The organism is Neobacillus sp. D3-1R, from assembly GCF_052180215.1.
Classification (GTDB): Bacteria; Bacillota; Bacilli; order Bacillales; family Cytobacillaceae; genus Pseudoneobacillus.
The window spans coordinates 2,258,907-2,282,895 of sequence record NZ_CP197471.1; the positions used below are offsets into that span (position 1 = coordinate 2,258,907).

Genomic DNA, 23,989 nt, shown 5'->3' on the forward strand with positions numbered 1-23,989 from the left:
TTAGATACTTGATAAAAGGGAGGATCAACATTGGAGAAGAATTTTGATACTATTATCGATCAATTCCCGGGGATAAATAGTTTAATTGTCGCTAATCAGAAGGAAACTATCTACCGTTATATAAAAGAAGATGGAAAACCAGCCGATATTCGTTCCTTAACGAAAACAATTATATCCGTGTTAATAGGAATCTTATTTTCAAAAAAACAAATCGAAAGCATGGATACATCTTTACATTATTATTTCATCGATGCGCCTACATCTATTACAATCAAACACCTTTTAAACATGAAATCCGGTATTCATCTGCCAGATGGGGAAATGAATGAACTTGCTAAGAAAAGCAGTAATTGGATTCAGGATATTTTAGAGTTACCCGTTAATCATAATCCAGATTTTTGTTACCAAGGTGTAGATTATCATCTTCTTTCCGGATTAATTACGAAAATTACAAAACAATCAGCTTTGCATTTTGCCAATGAAAATCTGTTTCATCCACTTGGAATAAAAAATGCAGTCTGGCCTAACGACCCATCTGGAATATCATTAGGGAGCACATCACTACAATTACAAGCAGAAGATTTATTAAAGATTGGGCAGCTCTTTTTAAATGGGGGTCTATACAATAACAAAAGAATTATTTCAGAAAATTGGTTAAATAAATCATTCGCTTATAGAGTTCAAACATCGATGGCATATGGTGATTATGGTTTAGGATGGTGGATCAAAGATTTAGGGAACCACACGATTATTCGCGGACTTGGTACAGGAGGGCAGCAACTCTTACTATGTCCTTCAATAGAGTTAGCCATAATTATTACAGCTAATCCAAAAGAACATTCTCATGAAAGAACGGAACAGATTACAGCTATGATTCAAAATGAAATAAAAAAATAAACAAGGGGAAGCCCTTGTTTATCTGCCTTCTAAAAGCTGATGATGCTGAAATTCCAGATTGTGTAACTGACTTAGTTCCACGGTTAAATCATGAATCGAAAGTAATTCATATAAAATGGCCGTTTCAGGTAATAAGAAATGATGCTGCTTTTGGTTAATGCTGGAATGGTTTTGCCTACTATGTGTAAACCGCTCTGTTATTTTTGTCATATTTTCAAGATGCTCATCTGATATCGAAAATTTTTCATCATTAAAAATGTTTTTAATAGATTGAATAGTAGACATTATTTGTTCATTTTTACCTTGATCCATCTCAACATATTGAGAAGGGAGGTAGATAAGATTGCCAAGGTGATAGGTAATCTGTCGTAAAATATCTAGCTTTTTATATTCGTAATGAAATTCTCTTACATCTTTACGGTTAAAACGGTGGTATTTCCATTCATCTTTTTGATAACCGCAAAGTGTTTCTGTTTTGTCCATCTCACTGATTAGGTTTTGATACTGCTGTCGAATCTCTTTATGACAACCTTGTATATGAGATAATTCTAAACCTCTTTTATATAAAATATCTCCTGCAACTTCGAAATGGCTATGTATTTTCGTAGAAATAATCTCTGAATATCTTGGAGGCATCACTAAATAATTAACAAATGAGGACACAATGAGCCCCGTACTAGTAGTTCCCAGCCTAATAAAGAAAGATGATAAGTAATGTTCATGTACAGTTGAAATCATCGCTACTCCAGTTAATGTTGCCACTAATGTTCCATCATGTAATTTAAGTTTATGACAGGCAATAATCGTAAATAGCGAAACAAAAGCATAGGAGTATGGACTATCTCCAAATAAAAAAGTGAATAAAACAGAAAAGGCAGCTCCTATTGCTGAAGCTGGAAAACGAACAAACGCTTTTCTAACGGAATTTCCCGTTGTTGGTTCTATCGTTACAATGGCCGTTATGACTGCAAACATAGCTGGCCAATTCAGGATATGACATATAAAAGCTGTTATGATAACAGCTATGCCCGTTTTAACAATTCTTCCTCCGACGAATGGAAACTTCATTTGTATCTTCATAACAAATCCTTTAGCTTTTTATGTATATTATATCGTAATTTATTCGCAATGGGGACTTTTCAATGTTTTGCATTAAAGAGATAAAGACCATTGATTCAAGTTCCTAACCATTACTTTTGGAAATTGGAGGAAAAATGTTTTATCGAATCGAATTCTTAAACAATGAATTTTTTACTAATGGACCTAAAAAGGTGGGGAGAACTCTGTTTGTAAAAGTTTATCAGTTTCATATTAAATCCGATAAAATCGATGAATACATAAAAATCCAAGATCAAGCATCTGAAATCTATAGTAAGTACATAGAGTTTCAATCCTTCATCTTAAAAAGCAAAGCTGAAGAAACAAAATGGGTAGAAATTTCAAGATATAAAAATGAAGAAGAATACAATAAAGCTATGAAAATGATAAATGAATACGCTGAAATTCAACTATTGTATAAGAATTTTCAATCCATCTTACTGGATGAAAAACAAGAAATCAGTGAAGAAGAATTCTTAGAAGTAAGAGAGGCGAATACCTTTCGGAGCAGCATTCATTCAAAGTGATTATGGTTCCTTTTGTGACATCATAAAAGGCTCCTAAACCCTCTCTAGAATACTAGACTACCACCGGAACAACTAATAAAGGATGTGTTAAAAATAAAAGCTGTTATTTTTGATTTTGATGGTACACTTGCAGATACATTACCCGTATGCTTTTACGCCTTTCAAGCAGTATTTAAAGAATTTGATAATCTTGAAATTAATGAAAAAGAAATTGTCGCTATGTTTGGACCATCAGAAACGGGGATCATTAAAGAAAATCTAAAAAATCAAAATCATGATCTGGCCATTGAACGATATTATGAAAAATATCGGGAGCATCATCCTCAAATTGTTCAGGATAATCAAGAAATAAACGACTTGTTAAACCATTTAAAAAGTCAAGGCTACAAATTAGGAGTCGTAACAGGAAAAGGCAGCAGAAGTCTAGACATATCCTTAGAAGAACTACAGATGCAGGAAATGTTTGACGTTATTATTACTGGTGATGATGTTACTATCCCAAAGCCTCATCCCGAGGGACTTAATAAAGCATTAGCTATGTTAGGTGTTCAAAATCACGAAGCTATTTTTATTGGTGATAGTGATGCAGATATTAGCGCCGGAAAGCAAGCAAATATCTATACCATTGGAGTTCAATGGTTACCGAATTTCCAGACTGTCCAGTTTACCGTGCAACCCAATTTAACCTTAAACAGTATTAAAGAATTTCACTTCGTTTTAGAAAGTCAAGATTAATCGGTAGGGTGAAAAGGAATGACACAACCAATGGTTCATCTAGAAACATATAATCCTAATTGGGAGTTACAATTTGAAAATGAAAAAGCAAGGATTATGAATGTTATTGGTCATAGAGTAATAGAGATTAAACATATAGGTAGCACCTCCATAAAAGAATTAGATGCAAAACCAATCATAGATATTATGGTTGGAGTAGATGATTTAAATGTTCTACAGGAATTGATCATACCTTTAAGTGAGATTGAATATGAATATGTTCCTAAACCGGAACTGAAGGATAGAAGATTTTTCAGGAAGGGAGAATGGGGGAAGGGGACCTGTCATTTACATTTATGTGAATTCAATAGTACTGAATGGAAAGATAAACTATTATTTCGTAACTACTTAAGATTACATCCACAAGCCGCTAGAGAGTATTCTGTTTTAAAAAGGAAACTCGCTGCCCGATATCAATTCGATCGCCCCACTTATACAAAGAAAAAAGAACCTTTTATTAAAGCGATTATTGAAAAAGCGTTAAAAGAAAACCTAGTATAAATTACTAAAGTCATTTAGCAAACGCTAAATGACTTTTTACATTGGTAGGTTAAAAGAAACTCTTTATTTGATTTTCTTCTGAATTACATACTGTGCACCGGTATTCAATTTCGGTTGCATCTTCTCTAATTTGATGCAGTGTTTCTTTTTGACAATGTTCACAAAATCTATTCTGTGTTATTTCTAACATAAAATCACCACAATCTTTCATAATATCCTACTAAGATTGTTTTAACCAATATAAGAAATATTTAATCCAATCCATTTTTGTTATTCCAGATTGTTATTACATTTGAATCCTCAAAAAAGCTGCAAATAAGCAGCATTTTTAGTATTTATTCCACCAAAAATTGTCCCATCATTCCGGCATCCTCATGTTCAAGTATATGGCAGTGATACATGAATATGCCCTTCTTATCAAAGGTAGCAATCACTCTTACCTTTTCACCGGGATAAATTAGAATCGTATCCTTCCAACCGGTTTCATTCATTGGAGGAGGATTTCCATCCCTATCCATTAGTTGAAATTGAACTCCATGCGCATGAAATGGGTGCGCCATTCCCATCATACCAGTACTTTCATTGGTTATTTCCCAAATTTCTGTATCATGAAGTTTAAGAGTTTCATCTATTCTATCCATGTCCATTTGCTTACCATTAATATTTACATTTGGTCCCATTCCTTGGAGAACAAATTTTCTTGTAGTTACGGCAGTAGATGGATCAATTTTCGGAATATCCGTCAATTTGTTTGGAATTACAAACTGTTGATTCTCTTTACTTTTATTTATTTTAAATTTCATAAAAGGGAAACCCTGATCAGTTAAATCCAAAGTATCTCCATTGCGTAAACTTGAAAAGTCTACTATAATTTCTGCTCTTTCACCAGGGCTTAAAATCAACTTTGATATTTTAACTGGATTTTCCAGAAGACCACCATCACTAGCTATTTGTAAAAACTCTTGATTATTAGTTAAATAAAATTGATAAATTCTTGCATTAGAACCATTTAATAAACGCAGTCTTACTTTTCCCTTAGGGACCTCTAAGTATGGATTAATGGCTCCATTTACCAAAATGGTATCTCCCTGTAGTCCCATCATGCCATCGTGCATAGAGAGTTCGTATTCCATTTTTCCATTTGAACTGAATTTTCTATCCTGAATGACAAGAGGTATATCGTTAACTCCGTAATCTTTTGGGATATCTAAACGATTCGATATTTCATCATCGATATAAAACAAACCTGCAAGACCTTTATATACGTGTTCAGCTGTCTTATGAAACAAGTGGGGATGATACCATAATGTCGCAGCAGGCTGCTCGATTTTAAAACCCGGGGTCCAAATTGTTCCCGGTTGAATTCCATTATGAGGACCGCCATCCTGATCACCATCTACCTCTAATCCATGCCAGTGAAGAGTGGTAGCTTCGTCCAAAGAATTTTTAACCTTAACTAAAACCTCATCTCCCTTTTTAACACGAATGACTGGTCCTAAAAAATCACCATTGTAACCGTAAGTAGGGGTCTGTTTTCCTTTTAAAAATTCCATTTTCCCTTTTTGAGCAACAAGGGTAAATTCTGCTTTATTTGGATCAGGATTTTCATCTTTCAGTAGTGGAGGGATAGGTAAAGGGATTTCACTAATAAATTCCAAGCTGTTTTGACTATCTTCAGCAGAGTACTTCATACCTGAGCTTGGCATATTTCCTCCCATATTCATATTTTTCATGAAAAACGATCCACCTAGTACCAAAATAAGAATAATAATGATTGCTGCAAAAATAATTTTCTTCATAATCCATGCCTCACAATCTATTAAAACGAATAATATTTTTTAAAAACGTATTAAAAAATACCCCAATTAGTATTATATAAGAATAATATGCATTTTCTATGCAGTTTTGAAATTTTAACAATCAATCTTGATAGACACAAAGAATTATTAATAGATAAAGGCAATTATGTTATAATATGGAAAAGTGAAGTGGGGGAGACAATGAAACTCTTAAAAGTGATCTCAACACTTGTTATTTTGATTGTTTTATTAACCTCTTGCAGTCCAGTTGATGCAATACGCGGTTGCCCAGATGGAATCATTGAATGGGTCGATATGGTTATGGTCAATGATATTAAATACGAGCATCATTTCCCTGAACCAAACAAAGAGAATATACCTCTTACAATCGAAAAAGGGGATAAACTTGGGGAAGTAACCTACAAAATGGCTGATAACGCTTGTAGTAATCACCAAATGAAGAACGGCGATGCAGCATACTTAGAAAAAGGAACACCCATTTATGCATTAAAAGGTTATCCAAAGTCCTTTTTAGTTCTAGCTAACGACAAAGTATATGTAGCAGACCAAAACAAAAAGGCCAAAACAGCGGGAGAATTATTCCCTATGAAAAATTTAGTGAAAAATATCTATTTTGAAAGCACAGAGGATGGAAGTCGAATCCATACCTTTTCAGAATCTTCGAAGGAAGAGTTTTTAAATGCTTGGTATTCTTTAACATTAGAGGATGTAGGTAGTTTAATTAAAAAGGGAAAGTTAGACGGGAAACGTGTCTTTTTAGAGATAGAACTAAACAATGGCGTAACCTTTAGACAACTTTACTGGGCAGATACGAACACTTTCCATTCTGGAATTATCGGAAACAAAGAAATGAAAGAAATCATTGAGTTTGAATGGTCAAAAATAAGCAATAACAAAAACTCACTTTAAACGAAAAAAGTGAGTTTATTTTCTTTCATCAAAAGAATGTCATTCAGATAGATTTCTATTAACTAGACTTAGTGATTGATAAGTAAAAAGTAGTTGGTCAAGTTCCATACTAATAGAAATGGTTTCAATGTTATTAAGCCCTTTTTCAATACCTATTTCTATCATTTTCATTCGTAATAAATCGATTTGTTCTAATAATTCATTATCATTTATTGTCGCATTCATCGATTAACCTCAAAATTTCGCCTATAGAAATATTAAACATGAAATTTATTATGAACAAAAAAAGATAAGATTACTAGAGCTTCGACAAAACTTTTGAATATAAGACAAAATAATGCAAAGTTCACAGATATACATAAACTGTATGGGAAAAGGAGGTGAAATAATTGTTTCTAAACACTCCCTCCAAGTCCAAAAAAGCGCAGATGATTTTGCGCTTTTTTGGTTATTCAATATGATCCTTGAGCATTTGATGAAAGGGACATTTCAACAACGAGGTATCATCGTCGCGTAAAAAGTATTGTTTCCACTCAAAATTATCTTCTTTTCCATAGCTATTTAAATCAGGGTGAATCTCAATAGAATCATATTTTTCTAACCTTTTTCGAACTTGTGATTTAATACTTTTAGCATATGACTCAGACTTATTAAACTCTTGAAGGACCCACCTAGGTGTAATCGCGAGCATAAAATGATCAAAATGTCGGCTTTGTCTATTTTGATGGGACGGGGTAGCACAGTACATAAAATAAGGTTCTCCATGAAAACAAAATTCCCAAACTGGATTATGAGGATTGGCAGGGATATGCTGCGGCCAATCTAACTCATCTAAAGTACCTAAACCGCTTAATTGTTCCCAAAATAACTGTTCAAACTGTTGGACAGTATGGGTCTCTTTTACATTTTTAGGAGTTTCATAAAAAATGATTAGGGAGGTATAGTTGCCAAATTCTCTCGATGAGTGGGTATATTTTTTAAGTAATTCAGCAACTTCCTTTAAAGTTGAAGAATTTCTAGGGTCACCAACAAATCCATATCTTAGTTGGTTTGTCGAAAATCCTATCGTCGCAGGTATACACGGGAAGGGTCTTAACTTATCTTTCATTTTCACTTCAAATTTTTCTAATGCATCTTTTTCCCATTGTTGCAGCTCGTTACGATGGGAGGGATCGTCTCTATATAATTTTTTCATGAAATCACCTCCATAGACTCCTACAATATATTCAAATTTAGTTGCTATGGGTGAATGTCCAATTCCAAGATAGGCTGATAACCTTCCATTCAGAGTTAGAATTTTTTAAAAAAGAGATTGAAAAATGAAAGCACTTACTATATGATTATTTATATTATTTACGTAATCGATTACGTTAATTAAAATTCGTATATATTTTAGAATACATCTTAGTAATATATGAAAGTTGTATTCATTTTTAATTATTATGTGTATAGGTACGTAATCGATTACGCTATATTTTTTTAAAAAAATAGGGGTATTCATATAGAGTGGGTGAATTCAATTAGATGGCAACTATCACAATAAAGGAAATTGCTAAATTAGCAGGGGTATCCACTGCAACGGTTTCAAGAGTGTTAAATAATAGCGGCGGATATTCCGACGAAACGAAGCAACGAGTATTAGAAATCTTAGATAAATTTAATTATCAAATGAATGTCGTTGCCAAAAGTTTACGTACGAGCCTTACAAACACGATTGGGATTATTGTACCTGATATTACCAACGAATATTATGCGTTAATTGCCCTTGCCATTGAGAAATATTGTGCACCTAGAGGCTACTCCATTTATATTTACAATACGGATGAAGATCCAGAAAAAGAAAAACTTTTAATCAGAGATTTAGAATCACGTGGGGTAGATGGGCTCATTTACATATCAGGAAAAATGAGCGTTCCCCAGGAAGCATTAAAAAAGCGCTTACCCATTGTCTGCGTAAACCGCCGAGAAGAAATGAGCCAGGAGATAACCGTCATTGAATCGGATAACTATCAAGGAGGATTCATTGCAACGGAAGAACTCCTTAATAAAGGCTGTAAAAGCATTATCATTATTCGTGATGAACGGGATATTGTACCGATGAATGAACGATATAGGGGATATTGTGACGCATTAAAAAAGAGGGGCCTATCGCTAAATCTTGAATTGATACAGCCAATCCCTTTTAACGTTTCAAAAGCAGACGAATGTGTTCAAAACCTTATTCGCAATCAAATACATTTCGATGGCATATTTGCCTGTAGCGATATGCTTGCCTTTGGAGCAATGCAAGCTTTAAGAGAGCATGGAAAAAGGATACCAGAGGATATTAAGGTCGTCGGTTTTGACAATATCACCTTTGGAAAATATAGTTTTCCAGAATTAACAACCATTCATCAGGATAAAGTAGGGTTAGGTGAAAAAGCTTCTGAAATTCTCCTAAATATTATTGAGAAAAAAGAAAGACCCAAACAGTCCATTATGGTATTACCTGTTGAATTAGTTAAAAGAAAAAGTACCTAATTTTAATTTGATGATATGAAAAACAAACAGAACTTTGATAATGGAAAAAATGTATTTCATAGGCCTTATGAAGAACAAATAGCAGCTTCAAAATAGCAAAAATGTATTTCATACGCTGTATGAAGAACTTGAGGTGATACCCATGTTAAATAAGATCGACGAAAAGAAAAAAGTAGTTGGCGAAAAAGCGACTGAGTATATAAAAGATGGTATGACGATCGGTTTAGGTTCTGGATCAACTGTCTACTGGATGATGAAAAAATTAGGTGAATTGGTGAAACAAGGACTAAATGTAAGAGGCGTCCCTTCATCAGTGAGGACAGAGGGATGGGCAAAGGAATTTGGCGTTCCATTAGTCTATTTTTCCGAAGTTAGCCGCTTAGATTTAGCCATTGACGGTGCTGATGAAGTGGATCCCAATTTTAACCTTACAAAAGGAGGCGGCGGTTCCTTACTAAGAGAAAAGCTAGTTAACGACGCTGCAGACCAACTAATAATTGTCGTAGATGATAGCAAACTAGTGGATAAACTTGGAGCTTTTCCTTTACCAGTGGAGGTCGTGCAGTTTGGCTGGCAAAATACGGCTCGTAAATTAGAACAGCTTGGCTGCCAACCAAAATTAAGAATCAGAGATAATGAAGTCTTTGTTTCCAATAATGGGAATTATATTTTGGATTGTGATTTTACCTCTATTTCGGATCCTGTAACTCTTCATCACCAAATCAAACAATTGCTTGGAGTAGTAGAGACAGGATTATTTATAAATATGACAGACATCGTCATCGTGGGTGAAGATAACGGTGTCAAAATATTAACCAAAAATTGATATAGAAAACAGGTTGATAATATGAATAAATTAGATGTTTTTACTTTTGGAGAAACGATGGTTTTGTTCCAGCCAGAACAAATGATGCCTTTGGAATATATCAACCAATTTCCTAAGGGAATGGGTGGAGCAGAAACCAACGTGGCCATTGGCTTAACGCGGCTTGGTCACAAAGTTGGTTGGTTTAGTAAGCTGGGGAATGATCCTTTTGGAAGGTGTATACTTAAAACGGTTCGTGGCGAAGGCGTTGAAACGTCCACTTGTCTTTTTACAGACCAAGCACCCACTGGATTGATTTTTAAAGAACAATTATCAGCAGATCATATGAATGTTTATTATTATCGAAAAGGCTCTGCTGCAAGTTTAATAGAACCAGAGGATTTAAATGAGAAGTATATTTCTCAAGCGAAAATTTTACATCTTACTGGAATTACACCTGCCTTAAGCGAATCCAGTTATAACGCTGTTATGAAAGCCATCGAGATTGCTAAAAAACATCAGATGTTAATTGTGTTTGATCCCAATGTACGATTAAAACTTTGGTCAAAAGAAAAAGCAAAACAGGTCTTAACTGAAATCGCTTCCCATGCGGATGTGATTTTACCAGGACTGGACGAAGGTGAATTGATGACTGGGTTCACCAAACCGGAGGAAGTAGCAGCAGCTTTAATGGGGGATCAGGACAAAACCATCATCATCAAGCTTGGCAGCAAAGGCGCTTACTTGCACACTAAAAATGAACAAGCCTATATTGAAGGATTTCCTGTACAGCAGGTTGTTGATCCAGTAGGCGCAGGAGATGGGTTTGCAGCCGGCATTATCAGTGGAATTTTACGAAAAGACCCATGGCCACTAATTGTCAAACGAGCGAATGCTATCGGTGCCATCGTCGTTGGAATGAGAGGCGATTATGAAGGCCTGCCAACCTTTGAAGCTGTGGAACAATTTATGAAGCCAACTAATGAAGCTAAAGATGTAATCAGATAACCAATAGAATGGAGAATATAAAATGAGCAAATTTAAAGTAGTAGTAACAGATTACGAATACGATTCTTTTGTACCTGAAAATGAAGTATTAAACAAACTTGGCATTGAACTTACTTTTGCCCAATGCAAAACAGAGGATGAAGTAATTGAAGCATGTAAAGATGCAGACGCACTTATCAACCAATATGCACCTATTGGCAGAAAAGTAATTGAACAACTAGATAACTGTAAAGTGATCTCTCGTTATGGAGTAGGCTTTAACACCATTGATATCGAAGCGGCAACTGAAAAGGGAATTGCGGTTGGGAATGTAACTGACTATTGCTTAGATGAAGTGTCTGACCATGCAATGGCCCTACTTTTATCAAGTGTTCGTAAAGTAACCTTAATGAATAATGCTGTAAAAAGTGGAACATGGGATTTCAAAGTATCTGTACCTATTTTCCGTTTAAGAGGACGTACTCTTGGTTTAGTAGGATTTGGTAACATTCCTCAAAGTGTAACTAAAAAAGCACAAGCGTTTGGACTAAATGTCATTGCTTATGATCCATTCGTTCCAAAAGAAGTGGCTGAAAATTTAAATGTTAAACTAGTTAGCTTAGATGAGCTTTGTGAAAAATCCGATTACATTTCTGTTCATTTGCCATTAAACAAACACACAGAAAAAATTATTAGCCATGATCAATTCAATAAGATGAAAAAAGAAGCATTCATCATTAATACCGCTCGTGGACCAGTTATTGATGAGCAAGCATTAATTGAAGCTCTTCAAGAAGGAAAAATTACTGGAGCTGGATTAGACGTATTAGAAGTAGAACCTATTGACCCTAATAATCCACTTTTGAAAATGGACAATGTCATCCTTAACCCACATTCAGCCTTCTATTCAGTAGAAGCAGAATTAGAATTAAAACGTAAGACTGCTGAAAACGTAGCTGATGTATTGTCAGGATATTATCCAACGTACCTTGTAAACAAAGATGTAAAAGAAAAGTTAATACTACAAAATAAAGCCCTATAATCTACAAATGAAAACAAAAAAATCTTCATCTGATGCACAGATGAAGATTTTTTTATTCTCCATACTTTTAATCTCTTTTTATCCAAAATGGACATATTTCAATTAACAGAAAAGACTAAAGATAAAGAATATTTATTGGAGCTATTTATTTTGAAATAGTTTCTCTTATCATATGAATTTTGAAATAATTGTAAAAAGATAGAGGCGTTAATCAACTCTATTATTTTAATAGACTGGATATTCTATATTAATATATAAAAAAGAGGAATTTTAAAGAAATATGGTTGGATTTGTCGAAAATTAACGCTTAACAATCCTTTTTCTATATGGGAAAATACTACTAGTTTTTCAAAAAATAGTAATATTTTACTATAAAAAGGGGAATATGGATGAAAGTTTTAAAAAGTATTAAAAGTAAACTAATAATTTTCTCGTTAGTATTATTATTAGTTCCAAGCTCCATTATCGGAGTTGGTAGTTTTTATAAGTCGCAAAACAGTTTAGATGAAATTGCTGCTGAACGATTAAAGTTACAAACAAAAATGGTTATCCAAATGATAGAATCCATGGATAAACTAGTTAAAGAAGGTTCTATTAGTTTAGAAGAAGCTCAAGAAAGAGTAAAAGTATCCGTGCTCGGAGAAAAAAATGCCGAGGGTAAACGACCAATTAACAAGGAAATTGCTATTGGCGATTATGGATATGTGGTTATCCTTAATGAAAAGGGAGATATTCTCGCTCATCCTGCCGCAGAAGGTAAGAATATTTGGGAAGCAAAAACAGAGGATGGTACTCTATGGGGCCAAGATATGATCTCTAAAGCTATGAATGGAGGAGGCTATTCCTATTTTGAGTTTCCACTTCCAGATAAACCCGATGTGACTAAAACGAAAATAGCCTATACTGAAAAGGAACCAACATGGGGTTGGTTAGTCTCATCTGCTCAATATATGGATGAGTATCGAATTAATAGTCATCAATTACTCTATTTTGTATCTATCATCATCTTTATTTCCTTAGTCATTGGAATTGTACTTATTCTATTATTTAGCAAACGATTTACAGCCCCTATTACTTTAATTGGTAATCACTTAAATGAAATATCAAATGGTAATTTAGCTTTAGAAGATTTACCTATTAAATCAAATGACGAAATCGGGCAATTATGTAAGGATGTAAATACATTAACAAATAAGTTTAAGATCTTCATTGAAGATGTTACTAAGACGATTGAACATGTTGCTTCCTCTTCAGCTCAATTAAATGCCATTACAGATGAAACAAGTAAGGTAACAGAGGATGTAGCTAATTCCATACAAGAAGTTGCTGCTGGAAACGAAAAACAAATGGAAAGAATGGATATTTTATCTGGATTGTTTAGAACTTTTTATAACCAGTTGGAACAAATCAACCATACAATACACTGGGTAAGTGAGAGTACGAACATTGCAAACAAAAAATCAAATGAGGGTAACACAGCCATAGAAGCTGTTATTGGACAAATGGACATTATTGGTGATCATTCTAAACAAATGGATGACGTCATTACTCTATTAGCAAATAAATCAAATGAAATTAGTGAAATTATTTCCATGATAACATCAATCTCTAATCAAACAAACTTACTCGCTTTAAATGCTGCCATTGAAGCTGCAAGAGCAGGTGAACATGGTAAAGGGTTTGCGGTCGTTGCAGACGAGGTACGCAAATTAGCAGAACAATCAGGTGAAAGCGCAACAAAAATTAGTCAATTAATTAACGAAATTCAAAACTCATCAAAAAATGCCAAAGATGTAATGCAACGTGAAAATGAGGTAGTAAGTAATGGAATCCTTCTAGCTCACGAAGCAGGAGAAAAGTTTAAGGAAATTATCACTACGATTGACCAAGTTTCTTCCAAGACATTTACTGTCTCACAATCAATCGAAGAAACAAAACTTAAAGCCTCTACAATGGTGCAGCAAGTAGAAGAACTGGAAAATTATATTAAACAGTCTGCAAATTATGCAACAGAAGTAGCAGCAGCTACAGAAGAAACAACTGCTTCAGTTGAAGAAATTTCTGCTGCCACTGATACTTTGGCATCCATGGCTGATGAACTGCAAGGAAAGGTTACTCAATTTAAGGTTAGATAACGTTTAAAACACCAACTAACTATTGAAATTTACTATTTTATCTTTTAAAATAACCATAATAATATAAAGTAGAGCAATGACGAAGAAAAGTAGGCATAAAGGAACACTTTAGAGAGCTGATGGTTGGTGAAAATCAGTGTGGGACTTATGTTGAATGGGCTTCTGAGCTTCCTGACTGAACACAAGTACGAAGTACAAGTAGGTTGGGCGGATCGGTCTTACCGTTAAAAGAGACAACGCATCGAAATGAACTTTCCGTGCGGTTAGAGTGCGTTTATCAAAAAAGATAAACGAATAAAGGTGGTACCACGGGCTTCCCGTCCTTTTTAGGATGGGGAGCCTTTTTGTGTTCCAAAAAATAGGGAGGATTATAAATGAAAACGGTCTTAACAGGAATTAAACCGACAGGAAAAATACATTTAGGAAACTATATCGGAGCGATCAAACCTGCCCTTCAGCTGGCAACCAATCCAGACTACCAACCTGTTTACTTTGTTGCGGATTACCATGGTTTAACGAAAACGCAAAATGCAAACGAGCTTCGCGAGCTATCAATGGGTGTAGCAGCCTCTTGGTTAGCACTAGGACTTGACCCAGAAAAAGTGATTTTTTACCGTCAATCTGATATCCCTGAAATCTTCGAGCTATCCTGGATCTTAGCTTGCTTTTCTCCAAAAGGTCTTATGAATCGTGCCCATGCCTATAAAGCTCTAGTGGACCAAAATAAACTAGCCGATAAAGAACCCGATGATGGTGTAAATATGGGTATATTTACGTATCCTATTTTGATGGCAGCTGATATCTTAATGTTTCAATCTAATCTTGTCCCTGTCGGAAAGGATCAAATTCAGCATGTTGAAATCGCACGGGATATTGCCGAGCATTTTAATAAAAATTACGGAGAAACCTTCACCCTACCGGAATTTATTGTAGAAGAGGAGACAGCAGTTCTGCCAGGATTAGATGGCAGAAAAATGAGTAAAAGCTATAATAACACGATTCCATTATTTGAAAATGAGGACTCCCTGTATAAGCTCATTAAGAAAATTAAAACGGATTCGACACCGCCAAACGAACCAAAGGATCCGAATGATTCCATTATATTCTCTCTTTATAATGAATTTGCTACACCAGATCAGGTGCAACGGATGAGGGAGGAATACGCTAATGGAATTGGCTGGGGAGATGCAAAGAAGGAATTGTTTAGCGTTATGAATGCCTTTTTGGAAGGTCCTCGTGAAAAATATAACGAGTTAATGGCTGCACCAAATCAATTAAATGAAATTTTAATGGCTGGTGCCGAAAAAGCAAGAAAGAAAAGTGTACCGTTTATGAAAGAGATTCGTAAGAAAATAGGATTAAATAATATGTAAGAAATGTTACATTTTATTTTTAAAAAGGATGATAGAATGATGTCATCCTTTTTTTGTTTAAATAGGTAAAAATTATAAAAATAAGGTTTTATTTCTTTATTCTTTCGTACAATAAGAGGAATGAAGAGAAACGATTTTTTTTGAAAGGAGAAGATTACCAATGCATTCAGGAAAAATACAACTCCCTCTTCAAACGCTAAGCCTTGTTGTTGGCTTTATGGTTTGGGTGCTTATTTCATCTTTAATGCCATACATAAAAAAGGATATTCCCCTTACAGATAATGAGGTAGCCTTAGTGACAGCTGTCCCAGTCATTTTAGGCTCTCTGATGCGAATCCTTTTAGGATATTGGGCAAACCGTTTTGGAGCCCGAATCATGTTTGTCATCAGCTTCATCATAATACTATTTCCCGTTTTTTATATCAGCTTAGCTAACTCCATGACGGATTTAATCATTGGCGGATTAGTGTTGGGGATGGGTGGGGCTGTTTTCTCGATTGGGGTTACTTCATTGCCTAAATATTACCCAAAAGAAAAGCACGGATTTGTAAATGGGATATATGGTGCGGGGAATATTGGTACCGCTATTACTGCTTTTTCCGCTCCTGTTTTAGCCAACCAGTTGGGCTGGTCTAATACCGTTCGCTTATTTCTTATCCCAATTATTTTGTTTGCTTTATTAAATTTTCTCTTTGGTGACAGAAAGGAAGCTAAGGTCAATAAGCCGCTTTCGGGACAAATTAAAAGTGTATATAAAAATGAGAAGCTTTGGTTTTTAAGCTTATTTTATTTTGTTACGTTTGGTTCCTTTGTTGCGTTTACCGTTTATTTACCAAATTTCCTTGTTTCGAACTTTGGGTTAACTTCGGTCGATGCTGGATTGCGGACAGCTGGGTTCATAACCATTGCCACAATCATGCGACCTATTGGAGGATGGTTAGGGGACCGCTTCAATCCCTTCGTTATATTAGGGTTCGTGTTTAATATTTTGACCTTCTCAGGTGTAATATTGTCCTTTTCACCGAATATTACCTTATACACCGTCGGCTGTCTCACCATCGCTTTATGTGCTGGTATTGGGAATGGAACGATATTCAAACTTGTACCGTATTATTTTTCCAAACAAGCCGGTATTGTGAACGGGATTGTTTCGGCAATGGGGGGATTAGGGGGATTTTTTCCACCTATCGTTCTATCCATCGTGTTTAAAATTACCGGGCATTACGCGATTGGATTTATGTCGCTGGCGATGTTTGCCTTGGCAAGCTTTGTGATTATCGTCTGGATGTATCATCTAGAAAAAATAGGATTAGAAACGAAAATCATGGAGAATGTCGGACAAAGTATGATGGTTACAAATGTAGCCGGTACCATCGAAAAAGTAAACTATGCCTTTACAAAGGTAACAGGTTACCCCGCTGAAGAGGTTATCGGTAAAAAGCCTAATATTCTCCAATCTGGCAAACATGATCAAACCTTTTATCAACGAATGTGGGATTCCCTCCAGCAAGATGGATACTGGCAAGGTGAAATATGGAATAAACGTAAAAATGGAGACATTTATTTAGAGTGGCTCACCATCAGTGAAGTGAAAAACGATGCAGGAGAAACCAAATATTATCTTGGATTATTTAGTGATATGACAGAGCAAAAAAGCTGAGGGAAGAAACCTCAGCTTTTTTCTATTTTGAAAAACAATACTGACAGTTTTAGGAAATGTTTTTTTGGTAACGCTAATGAGGAATGGAAAAAATAGGAGGGAAGAAAAAGATGTCAGGTCCGAGCTTGAGAATGCAGGATGCACATTCCTCTATCCATGAGGCTGCATTATATGAAGCGATAGAATTAAAGCATTTATTACAAAGGTCCATTGAGGATGCGAGCCAAGACAAAGCACTTCAGATAGCAGACATCATGATTGAACATTGGGAATCACGAACGCTAAAGCATGCGGAAGCGGAGGAAGAGGGACTTTATAAAGATATGGTCCGAGATCATCCTCATATGGAAAAATTAGTAAATCAATTAACACGTGATCACGATTTGATGCGTCGTATTGTTGGAATGATGAAGGAAACTTTATCGCAGGAAAAAGTTGACCTAGGGTTCATCAGCTTAATTGAAAGTTTAATCATTATTGATGAATTACATAATGAAGATGAAATGAATCAATTGCTAGCGAATGACAAACGTTCGTATCTTGATAATCATGCAAGGGACCTAAAGTATGGCTCCTAAACCCAAACTTGAAGAAAAATTATTACGATTCGCTGCCCCTGCCATCTATCAAAAAATGATAGAGGTATTTTCAGATCATAATATCCATTCTTACGACGTTCATGGAACGGTTGTGAAAAAGGAGGATGGAATTGAGGTGATGCTTCGTTTTTCTGCCCAATTTTTTGAAGAAGTCTCCATTCACTTTAGCAGTGCACAAGCTTCAAACCCAGATGAGTCAATGACACAATTTTTCAAAGAAACAGCTGAAAAATGTAAGTCTAAGTTAATTTCAGACTACTATAAAATGATCAAGCTGTAGAAGGAGTTGAATACCATTGTTTTCTTTTGAAAGTGACGCCATGTTTGTCGATGACAGAGAAGACCTCATTGCTGTGCTGCAAATGAGATTTGGAACCATTCCAGGGGAGTTAGTTGAAAAAATCTATCAAATCTCTGATATGAATACCTTGCAAAGACTGATATTGGCCGCGGCCAATGCAACATCCTGGGGTGTTTTTATAAAGGAATTACAGGATGGCGAAGGTTCATTTCGTCTCTTAGGTGAAGAATTTAATCCGCTTAGTGAGATGAAAGGAAAGGATGCTAGATATGGAGAAAAATAAAAATAAATTTTTCAATTCCCTTAAACACTTAGTCAGAGGTGAACGAATAAACGATGGATGGACAGAGGAGAATCCACGTCCTCGTGATTGGGAATCCATTTATCGGAATCGTTGGGGTCATGATAAAACCGTCCGTTCTACCCACGGCGTAAACTGTACCGGTTCCTGCAGTTGGAAGATCCATGTGAAAGACGGCATCATCACATGGGAAACTCAGCAAACGGATTATCCTTCCACTGGTGATGATTTTCCTGAGTATGAACCAAGGGGCTGTCCACGTGGGGCAAGCTTTTCCTGGTATACCTATAGCCCTACCAGGGTGAAATATCCATATATACGAGGGGATCTCTATGCATTATGGAAGGATGAATTAGCAAGAGCTAATAACCCGGTAGAAGCATGGGAAAATATTGTCACAAACCCTAAAAAACGCGAGCAATATGTCAAGGCACGTGGAAAAGGCGGCTTTGTCCGAGGCACGTGGAAAGAGATTACCGAAATGATAGCAGCCGCTACCATTTATACGATTAAAAAGTACGGGCCCGATCGTGTCTTAGGATTTAGCCCGATTCCGGCCATGTCGATGGTTAGCTATTCGGGAGGTTCTAGATTCCTATCTTTAATCGGGGGAACAATCCTTAGCTTTTATGATTGGTATGCAGATTTACCTCCCGCTTCTCCGCAGGTTTGGGGTGATCAAACAGATGTTCCAGAAAGCGGAGACTGGTACAACACAAAGTATTTCATCATTTGGGGTACCAACATTCCGCAAACACGTACACCAGATGCCCACTTTATGGTGGAGTCTAGATACAACGGAACTAAGGTGGTTGGGGTAAGCCCTGATTATGCCGAATACGAAAAATTTGCCGATATGTGGCTGCCAGCAAAAGCTGGGACTGACGGTGCCCTTGCCATGGCCATGACCCATGTCATTTTAAAAGAATTCTATGTTGATAAAGAAACTCCTTATTTCTTAGAGTACGTAAAACAGTACACAGACTTACCATTTCTAGTCACTCTGAACCATCAGAATCAAAATGAAGCCTACCGTTCAGACCGTTTTTTAAGAGCTTCTGATCTGACAGACCAACAGGAGCTTGGTGAATGGAAGACCGTTGTTTGGGATGAAACGACAAATCAGCCTGCTTTTCCGAATGGTAGTGAAGGATTCAGATGGGATCAAGGGAATAAGTGGAATCTAGATTTAGACAATATAAACCCAAAGATGAGCTTTATGAACGATTCCGACGGTGTAGCACTTGTCGAATTTCCTTATTTTGGCGAAAAGGACGGAGGTACCATTAAACGTGGCGTTCCTTTTAAGAAAATGAAGGATATTTCCGGGAATGAATTAATTGTTACAACTGTTTATGATCTCATGCTTGCTCATACAGGGGTAGGAAGAGGTTTACCAGGAGATTATCCCGCTGACTACAATGATGTCGATAGGCCTTATACACCCGCTTGGCAGGAAAGTATTACGGGAGTGAAAAAGGAACATGTCATTCAAGTTGCCCGTGAATTTGCTGAAAATGCCGCTCTGACAAAAGGAAAATCCATGATCGCCATGGGTGGAGGAACGAACCATTGGTTTCATAGTGATCAAATTTATCGTTCGATTTTGAACCTTGTTTTATTAACAGGCACTCAAGGGGTTAACGGTGGTGGATGGGCACATTATGTAGGCCAAGAAAAGGTTCGTCCATTAGAAGGTTTTTCACAAATTGCCTTTGCCAATGACTGGGTGAAGTCACCAAGATTTATGAACGGAACGTCCTTCTTCTATTTTGCAACTGAACAATTCCGGTATGAATATGACAAAAACGAAGAACAAACAGAGTGGGGCAGTAGGTATTCGAATATGCATCCCGCAGATTTTAATGCACTTTCTGCACGCCTAGGCTGGCTACCAAGTTTCCCACAGCTTTCGCAAAATTCTTTAGACGTGATGAGAGAGGCTCGTGAACGCAACAGTGATGATCAAGCTGTTACAGCTGATATTGCTAAGCAGCTTACGGAAGGCAAATTAGATTTTGCCATTGAAAATCCAAATGATCCACGGAACTTCCCGCGCGTATTCTTTAATTGGCGTTCGAATTTATTAGGAGATAGCGGGAAAGGCCATGAGTATTTTGTTAAACATCTCATCGGTTCTAGTGATTCTGTTTTAACAGATAGTGAAAATTCCTGGCAGCCAGAGAATGTCAATGTGACAGAAAAGCCGCCTGAAGGAAAAACTGATTTGTTTATTGCCATGGATTTCAGAATGACCAGCTCTGGTCTATTCTCAGATATCATTTTGCCAGCTGCGACTTGGTATGAAAAATATGATATTAGCAGTACTGATTTACATCCTTTTGTCCATCCATTTAATGCAGCCATTAGCCCGCCATGGGATACAAGAAGTGACTGGGATGCCTTCCGAGAAATTGCGAAAGCTTTTTCAGAGCTTGCCAAGGATCACCTTCCAGCACAAGAAGACCTTGTTATGTCACCGCTTGCTCATGACACGATTAATGAGATTGCCCAGCCATTTGGAAAAGTGAAGGATTGGCGAAAAGGTGAAGTCGAAGCTATACCAGGTAAAACATTACCTAACTTCAATTTTGTCAAACGAGATTACCCAAATGTATATGACATGTGGATAACAGTCGGACCTAATATCAAAAATGGTTATGGAACAAAGGGCGTTAAAATTCCAGGTGACAAGGTGTACAAGGAATTATTAGACCGACTGGGACCATCTAAACACGAAGGAATAGGCAAAGGATATCCAGATTTATATTCTGATAAAAAAGCGATTAATGCGATTCTTCTTATGTCCGGTGCAACGAATGGAAAGCGTGCTGTTGAGGGCTGGAAGTCAATGGAGGAGAAGACAGGTAAAAAGCTTAGCCATATTTCTGAAGGTCGTGAAGAGGAAGATTACACATTAGATGCCTTAACCGTCCAGCCACGCCCTGCTATATCTACACCTGTTTGGAGCGGCTTAGAAAATGATAATCGTCGTTATTCACCATTTACGGTCAATAAGGAATACCATATTCCTTGGCATACCCTAACAGGTCGACAAAGCTTCTATTTGGATCATGAAGTAATGTTGGATTATGGTGAAGGACTTCCTGTGTATATTCCTCCTATTACGAGAGGAGCATTTATTAAAGGTGATCCTGAAATCAAAAATGATGGGAAATCGATTACATTACGCTTTATGACGCCTCATCAAAAATGGGGCATTCATACGATGTTTACGGATACCAATCATATGGTACAGCTATTCCGTGGATGGCAAGTTGTTTGGATGAACGAAGAGGATGCTGTTTCTATTGGGATTAAGGATAATGATTGGATCGAATTGTTCAATCGTAACGGAGTCGTGGTAGCAAGAGCCGTCTTAACCTATCGAATGCCAAGAGGGGCTGTTTATATGTATCATGCCCAGGACCGAACCATGGGGGTACCTGGAAATAGCATCAATAAAGTACGCGGTGGGACTCACAACAGTGTGACACGTATCTACCCGAAAAATACCCATATGATTGGCGGCTATTCTCAATTAAGCTATGGCTTCAATTATTATGGTCCTACTGGAAGTCAGAGAGACACCATGACAATTATCCGACCGTTAAAGGAGGTCGATTGGCTTGAGGATTAAAGCACAAGTTGCGATGGTCATGCATTTGGATAAATGTATCGGCTGCCATACATGTTCAGTTACGTGTAAAAATGTATGGACCAACCGGCCAGGTACAGAGTATGTATGGTTTAACAATGTAGAAACACGCCCTGGGGCTGGATATCCTAAGGAATGGGAAAACACAGACCGTTATAAAGGTGGTTGGGTGTTACGTAATGGCAAACTGCATTTACGAGCAGGAGGACCCGTATCGAAACTGGCAAACATCTTTTATAATCCAAACATGGCAGAAATGAATGATTTTTACGAGCCATGGACCTATGATTTTCAGCATCTACACAAAAGAGAAAAAGGTGAAAGTATTCCAGTAGCAAGACCAAGGTCCATGATTACAGGAAAATACATGGATAAGCCAGAATGGGGTCCGAACTGGGATGACGATTTAGCGGGCGGTAGTGAAACCGTTCCGTTGGATCCTAACGTACGTAAGCTGCAAGAACATATTGCCATGGAATACGAAAAAACCTTTATGATGTATTTGCCACGGATATGTGAGCATTGTTTAAATCCATCCTGTGTGGCATCTTGTCCTTCCGGTGCGTTATATAAACGAGATGAAGACGGAATCGTTCTCGTTGATCAAGATGCTTGTCGCGGCTGGCGTTTTTGTATGAATGGATGTCCTTACCATAAGGTGTATTATAACTGGAATACTCACAAAGCGGAGAAATGTAATTTTTGCTATCCAAGAACAGAGGCTGGCCTACCAACCATTTGTTCCGAAACCTGCGTTGGGCGTATTCGTTATATCGGAGTAGTTTTATATGATGCAGATCGAGTAAAGGAAGCCGCTTCCGTTAAAGATCCCAAGGAGCTATACGAGTCACAGCTTTCTGTCTTCCTAGACCCTTTTAACCCAGAAGTCATTGAAGAGGCACAGAAACAAGGCATCAATTATAGTTGGATTCAAAGTGCCCAAGATTCACCTGTCTATAAGATGGCCATAAAGTGGAAAATTGCTTTGCCTCTGCATCCTGAATATCGAACATTACCGATGGTATGGTATGTTCCGCCACTTAGTCCAATCATGAATCATATTACAAATGAACATGAATTAAGTGCAGATGGCTATATTCCAGCGGTGGACCAAATGAGAATTCCTATGGAGTATTTAGCTTCGATCTTATCAGCAGATGATACGAGCGTTATTCGAAAGGTTTTATTAAAAATGTCAGCAATGCGTGTATACATGCGCCAGAAAAACGTTGGCGGAATGGATGAGACTAAAGTGAGAACCCTTCTTCAAGAAGCCGATACGACCGCTGAAGAAATTGAGGACATGGCAAGATTACTTGCCGTTGCGAAGTACAACGAACGATTCGTCATACCAACGGCTCGTAGGGAAATGAGAGAAGATCTTCACTACAGACAAGGCGCTTGCAGTATTGAATATTTGGCTCCGCCAGAAGGAATGACCACATATCCATTTGAGAGAAGTGAAAATGCATGACAAATGAGGAAAAAGTGATTTTGTTAACCCTATCGAAAATAATGGTATATCCTGATCATGATTTTGAGCAAGAGCGTACAATGATTGAAGAATTCATAAAAGAAAATCTTCCATCAAAGAAAACTCAAAAGGAAATCATGAGTCGCCTAAGATCACTTTATCAGCTATCTTTAGTAGACCTCCAAAAACTCTATGTGGAAACGTTTGATTATAAGGATAAAACCAGCCTTTATCTAACTTCTCATGAGCTTGGAGATAGCCGAAAACGGGGCGATGCATTAATCAAATTGCAGAAATTGATTTACGAAAGCGGATTTGAGTACGAAGGGAAAGAATTAGCAGACTATATTCCAATGCTGTTGGAATTTCTAGCCGTTGCCCCGGAAGGAGAAGCAGTAAATCGCCTATCGAAAAGGTTAGCCTTTGCGATTCATCGTGTTATGAATCATCTCCCTGCTAGTCACCCTTATTACAGAGTGATGGAGCTTTTAATGATGTTTGTATTCGAAATTCCATCTTCCGAAGATATTACGTTGCTTGAAAAGGAACGTGAGGAAGCAGATTTAGACGAATTACCATATCCATTAATGTATCGATAAAGGGAGGTG

22 protein-coding genes and 1 other annotated feature are annotated in these 23,989 nt (G+C 36.8%); of the genes, 18 read left to right on the forward strand and 4 right to left on the reverse strand.

Going from position 1 to position 23,989, the window contains the following annotated elements:
• Positions 1-30 precede the first annotated feature (30 nt).
• Entirely contained in the window at positions 31-897 is an 867-nt protein-coding gene (locus ACSBPO_RS11615) for a serine hydrolase domain-containing protein (protein WP_442600207.1), read from the forward strand.
• 18 nt (positions 898-915) lie between these two features.
• On the opposite strand, the gene ACSBPO_RS11620 is transcribed toward ACSBPO_RS11615, so the two are convergent.
• Positions 916-1,977, reverse strand: a complete 1,062-nt coding sequence (locus tag ACSBPO_RS11620) for an aromatic acid exporter family protein (protein WP_442600208.1) — start codon at positions 1,975-1,977, stop codon at positions 916-918.
• A gap of 134 nt (positions 1,978-2,111) precedes the next feature.
• On the opposite strand from ACSBPO_RS11620, the gene ACSBPO_RS11625 reads away from it, so the two are divergent.
• From ACSBPO_RS11625 to ACSBPO_RS11635, 3 genes are all read left to right on the forward strand, one after another.
• Entirely contained in the window at positions 2,112-2,522 is a 411-nt protein-coding gene (locus ACSBPO_RS11625; protein ID WP_442600209.1) for a hypothetical protein, read from the forward strand.
• Positions 2,523-2,615: 93 nt separating this feature from the next.
• A complete protein-coding gene (locus tag ACSBPO_RS11630) occupies positions 2,616-3,257 on the forward strand; it encodes an HAD family hydrolase (protein ID WP_442600353.1) in 642 nt (213 codons plus the stop codon).
• Positions 3,258-3,275: 18 nt separating this feature from the next.
• Complete coding sequence (locus ACSBPO_RS11635) at positions 3,276-3,797, forward strand: GrpB family protein (protein ID WP_442600210.1); 522 nt, start codon at positions 3,276-3,278, stop codon at positions 3,795-3,797.
• A gap of 335 nt (positions 3,798-4,132) precedes the next feature.
• Here ACSBPO_RS11635 and ACSBPO_RS11640 read toward each other — a convergent pair whose 3' ends face one another.
• Positions 4,133-5,596 carry a multicopper oxidase family protein gene (locus ACSBPO_RS11640; RefSeq protein ID WP_442600211.1) on the reverse strand — a complete coding sequence of 488 codons (1,464 nt, stop codon included), beginning with the start codon at positions 5,594-5,596 and terminating at the stop codon, positions 4,133-4,135.
• Between the two features lie 201 nt (positions 5,597-5,797).
• On the opposite strand from ACSBPO_RS11640, the gene ACSBPO_RS11645 reads away from it, so the two are divergent.
• Entirely contained in the window at positions 5,798-6,526 is a 729-nt protein-coding gene (locus ACSBPO_RS11645) for a hypothetical protein (protein ID WP_442600212.1), read from the forward strand.
• A 39-nt stretch (positions 6,527-6,565) separates the two neighbouring features.
• Here the strand turns inward: ACSBPO_RS11645 and ACSBPO_RS11650 are convergent, their stop codons facing one another.
• Both ACSBPO_RS11650 and ACSBPO_RS11655 read right to left on the reverse strand, forming a co-directional pair.
• The gene (locus ACSBPO_RS11650; protein ID WP_442600213.1) at positions 6,566-6,751 is read right to left on the reverse strand and encodes a Spo0E family sporulation regulatory protein-aspartic acid phosphatase; all 186 of its coding nucleotides are present in this window, start codon (positions 6,749-6,751) and stop codon (positions 6,566-6,568) included.
• 223 nt (positions 6,752-6,974) lie between these two features.
• Positions 6,975-7,721, reverse strand: a complete 747-nt coding sequence (locus tag ACSBPO_RS11655) for a YqcI/YcgG family protein (protein WP_442600214.1) — start codon at positions 7,719-7,721, stop codon at positions 6,975-6,977.
• 329 nt (positions 7,722-8,050) lie between these two features.
• On the opposite strand from ACSBPO_RS11655, the gene ACSBPO_RS11660 reads away from it, so the two are divergent.
• The 13 genes from ACSBPO_RS11660 (at position 8,051) to narJ (ending at position 23,980) form a co-directional block, all read left to right on the forward strand.
• A complete protein-coding gene (locus ACSBPO_RS11660) occupies positions 8,051-9,046 on the forward strand; it encodes a LacI family DNA-binding transcriptional regulator (protein ID WP_442600215.1) in 996 nt (331 codons plus the stop codon).
• 142 nt (positions 9,047-9,188) lie between these two features.
• Positions 9,189-9,872 (forward strand): ribose-5-phosphate isomerase RpiA, encoded by a 684-nt coding sequence (rpiA, locus tag ACSBPO_RS11665; RefSeq protein WP_442600216.1) that lies wholly within the window; start codon positions 9,189-9,191, stop codon positions 9,870-9,872.
• A 21-nt stretch (positions 9,873-9,893) separates the two neighbouring features.
• Positions 9,894-10,859, forward strand: a complete 966-nt coding sequence (locus tag ACSBPO_RS11670; RefSeq protein ID WP_442600217.1) for a sugar kinase — start codon at positions 9,894-9,896, stop codon at positions 10,857-10,859.
• 22 nt (positions 10,860-10,881) lie between these two features.
• Entirely contained in the window at positions 10,882-11,880 is a 999-nt protein-coding gene (locus ACSBPO_RS11675) for a C-terminal binding protein (RefSeq protein WP_442600218.1), read from the forward strand.
• A gap of 389 nt (positions 11,881-12,269) precedes the next feature.
• Positions 12,270-14,015: a methyl-accepting chemotaxis protein gene (locus tag ACSBPO_RS11680; RefSeq protein ID WP_442600219.1), complete on the forward strand. Its 1,746-nt coding sequence runs from the start codon at positions 12,270-12,272 to the stop codon at positions 14,013-14,015.
• A 67-nt stretch (positions 14,016-14,082) separates the two neighbouring features.
• Positions 14,083-14,343 (forward strand) — a binding site (T-box leader).
• 46 nt (positions 14,344-14,389) lie between these two features.
• The gene (locus ACSBPO_RS11685; protein ID WP_442600220.1) at positions 14,390-15,388 is read left to right on the forward strand and encodes a tryptophan--tRNA ligase; all 999 of its coding nucleotides are present in this window, start codon (positions 14,390-14,392) and stop codon (positions 15,386-15,388) included.
• A 160-nt stretch (positions 15,389-15,548) separates the two neighbouring features.
• Positions 15,549-17,048, forward strand: a complete 1,500-nt coding sequence (locus ACSBPO_RS11690) for a nitrate/nitrite transporter (protein WP_442600221.1) — start codon at positions 15,549-15,551, stop codon at positions 17,046-17,048.
• A 110-nt stretch (positions 17,049-17,158) separates the two neighbouring features.
• Positions 17,159-17,626 (forward strand): hypothetical protein, encoded by a 468-nt coding sequence (locus tag ACSBPO_RS11695; protein WP_442600222.1) that lies wholly within the window; start codon positions 17,159-17,161, stop codon positions 17,624-17,626.
• Positions 17,616-17,927, forward strand: a complete 312-nt coding sequence (locus ACSBPO_RS11700; protein WP_442600223.1) for a hypothetical protein — start codon at positions 17,616-17,618, stop codon at positions 17,925-17,927. The genes ACSBPO_RS11695 and ACSBPO_RS11700 overlap by 11 nt, the downstream gene beginning before the upstream one ends.
• 16 nt (positions 17,928-17,943) lie before the next feature.
• The gene (locus ACSBPO_RS11705; RefSeq protein ID WP_442600224.1) at positions 17,944-18,231 is read left to right on the forward strand and encodes a hypothetical protein; all 288 of its coding nucleotides are present in this window, start codon (positions 17,944-17,946) and stop codon (positions 18,229-18,231) included.
• Entirely contained in the window at positions 18,218-21,889 is a 3,672-nt protein-coding gene (locus tag ACSBPO_RS11710) for a nitrate reductase subunit alpha (protein WP_442600225.1), read from the forward strand. The genes ACSBPO_RS11705 and ACSBPO_RS11710 overlap by 14 nt, the downstream gene beginning before the upstream one ends.
• Positions 21,879-23,381 (forward strand): nitrate reductase subunit beta, encoded by a 1,503-nt coding sequence (narH, locus tag ACSBPO_RS11715; protein ID WP_442600226.1) that lies wholly within the window; start codon positions 21,879-21,881, stop codon positions 23,379-23,381. Before ACSBPO_RS11710 ends, narH begins: the two co-directional genes overlap by 11 nt.
• On the forward strand, positions 23,378-23,980 hold the full coding sequence (gene narJ, locus ACSBPO_RS11720; RefSeq protein ID WP_442600227.1) for a nitrate reductase molybdenum cofactor assembly chaperone: 603 nt from the start codon (positions 23,378-23,380) through the stop codon (positions 23,978-23,980). Before narH ends, narJ begins: the two co-directional genes overlap by 4 nt.
• Positions 23,981-23,989 lie beyond the last annotated feature (9 nt).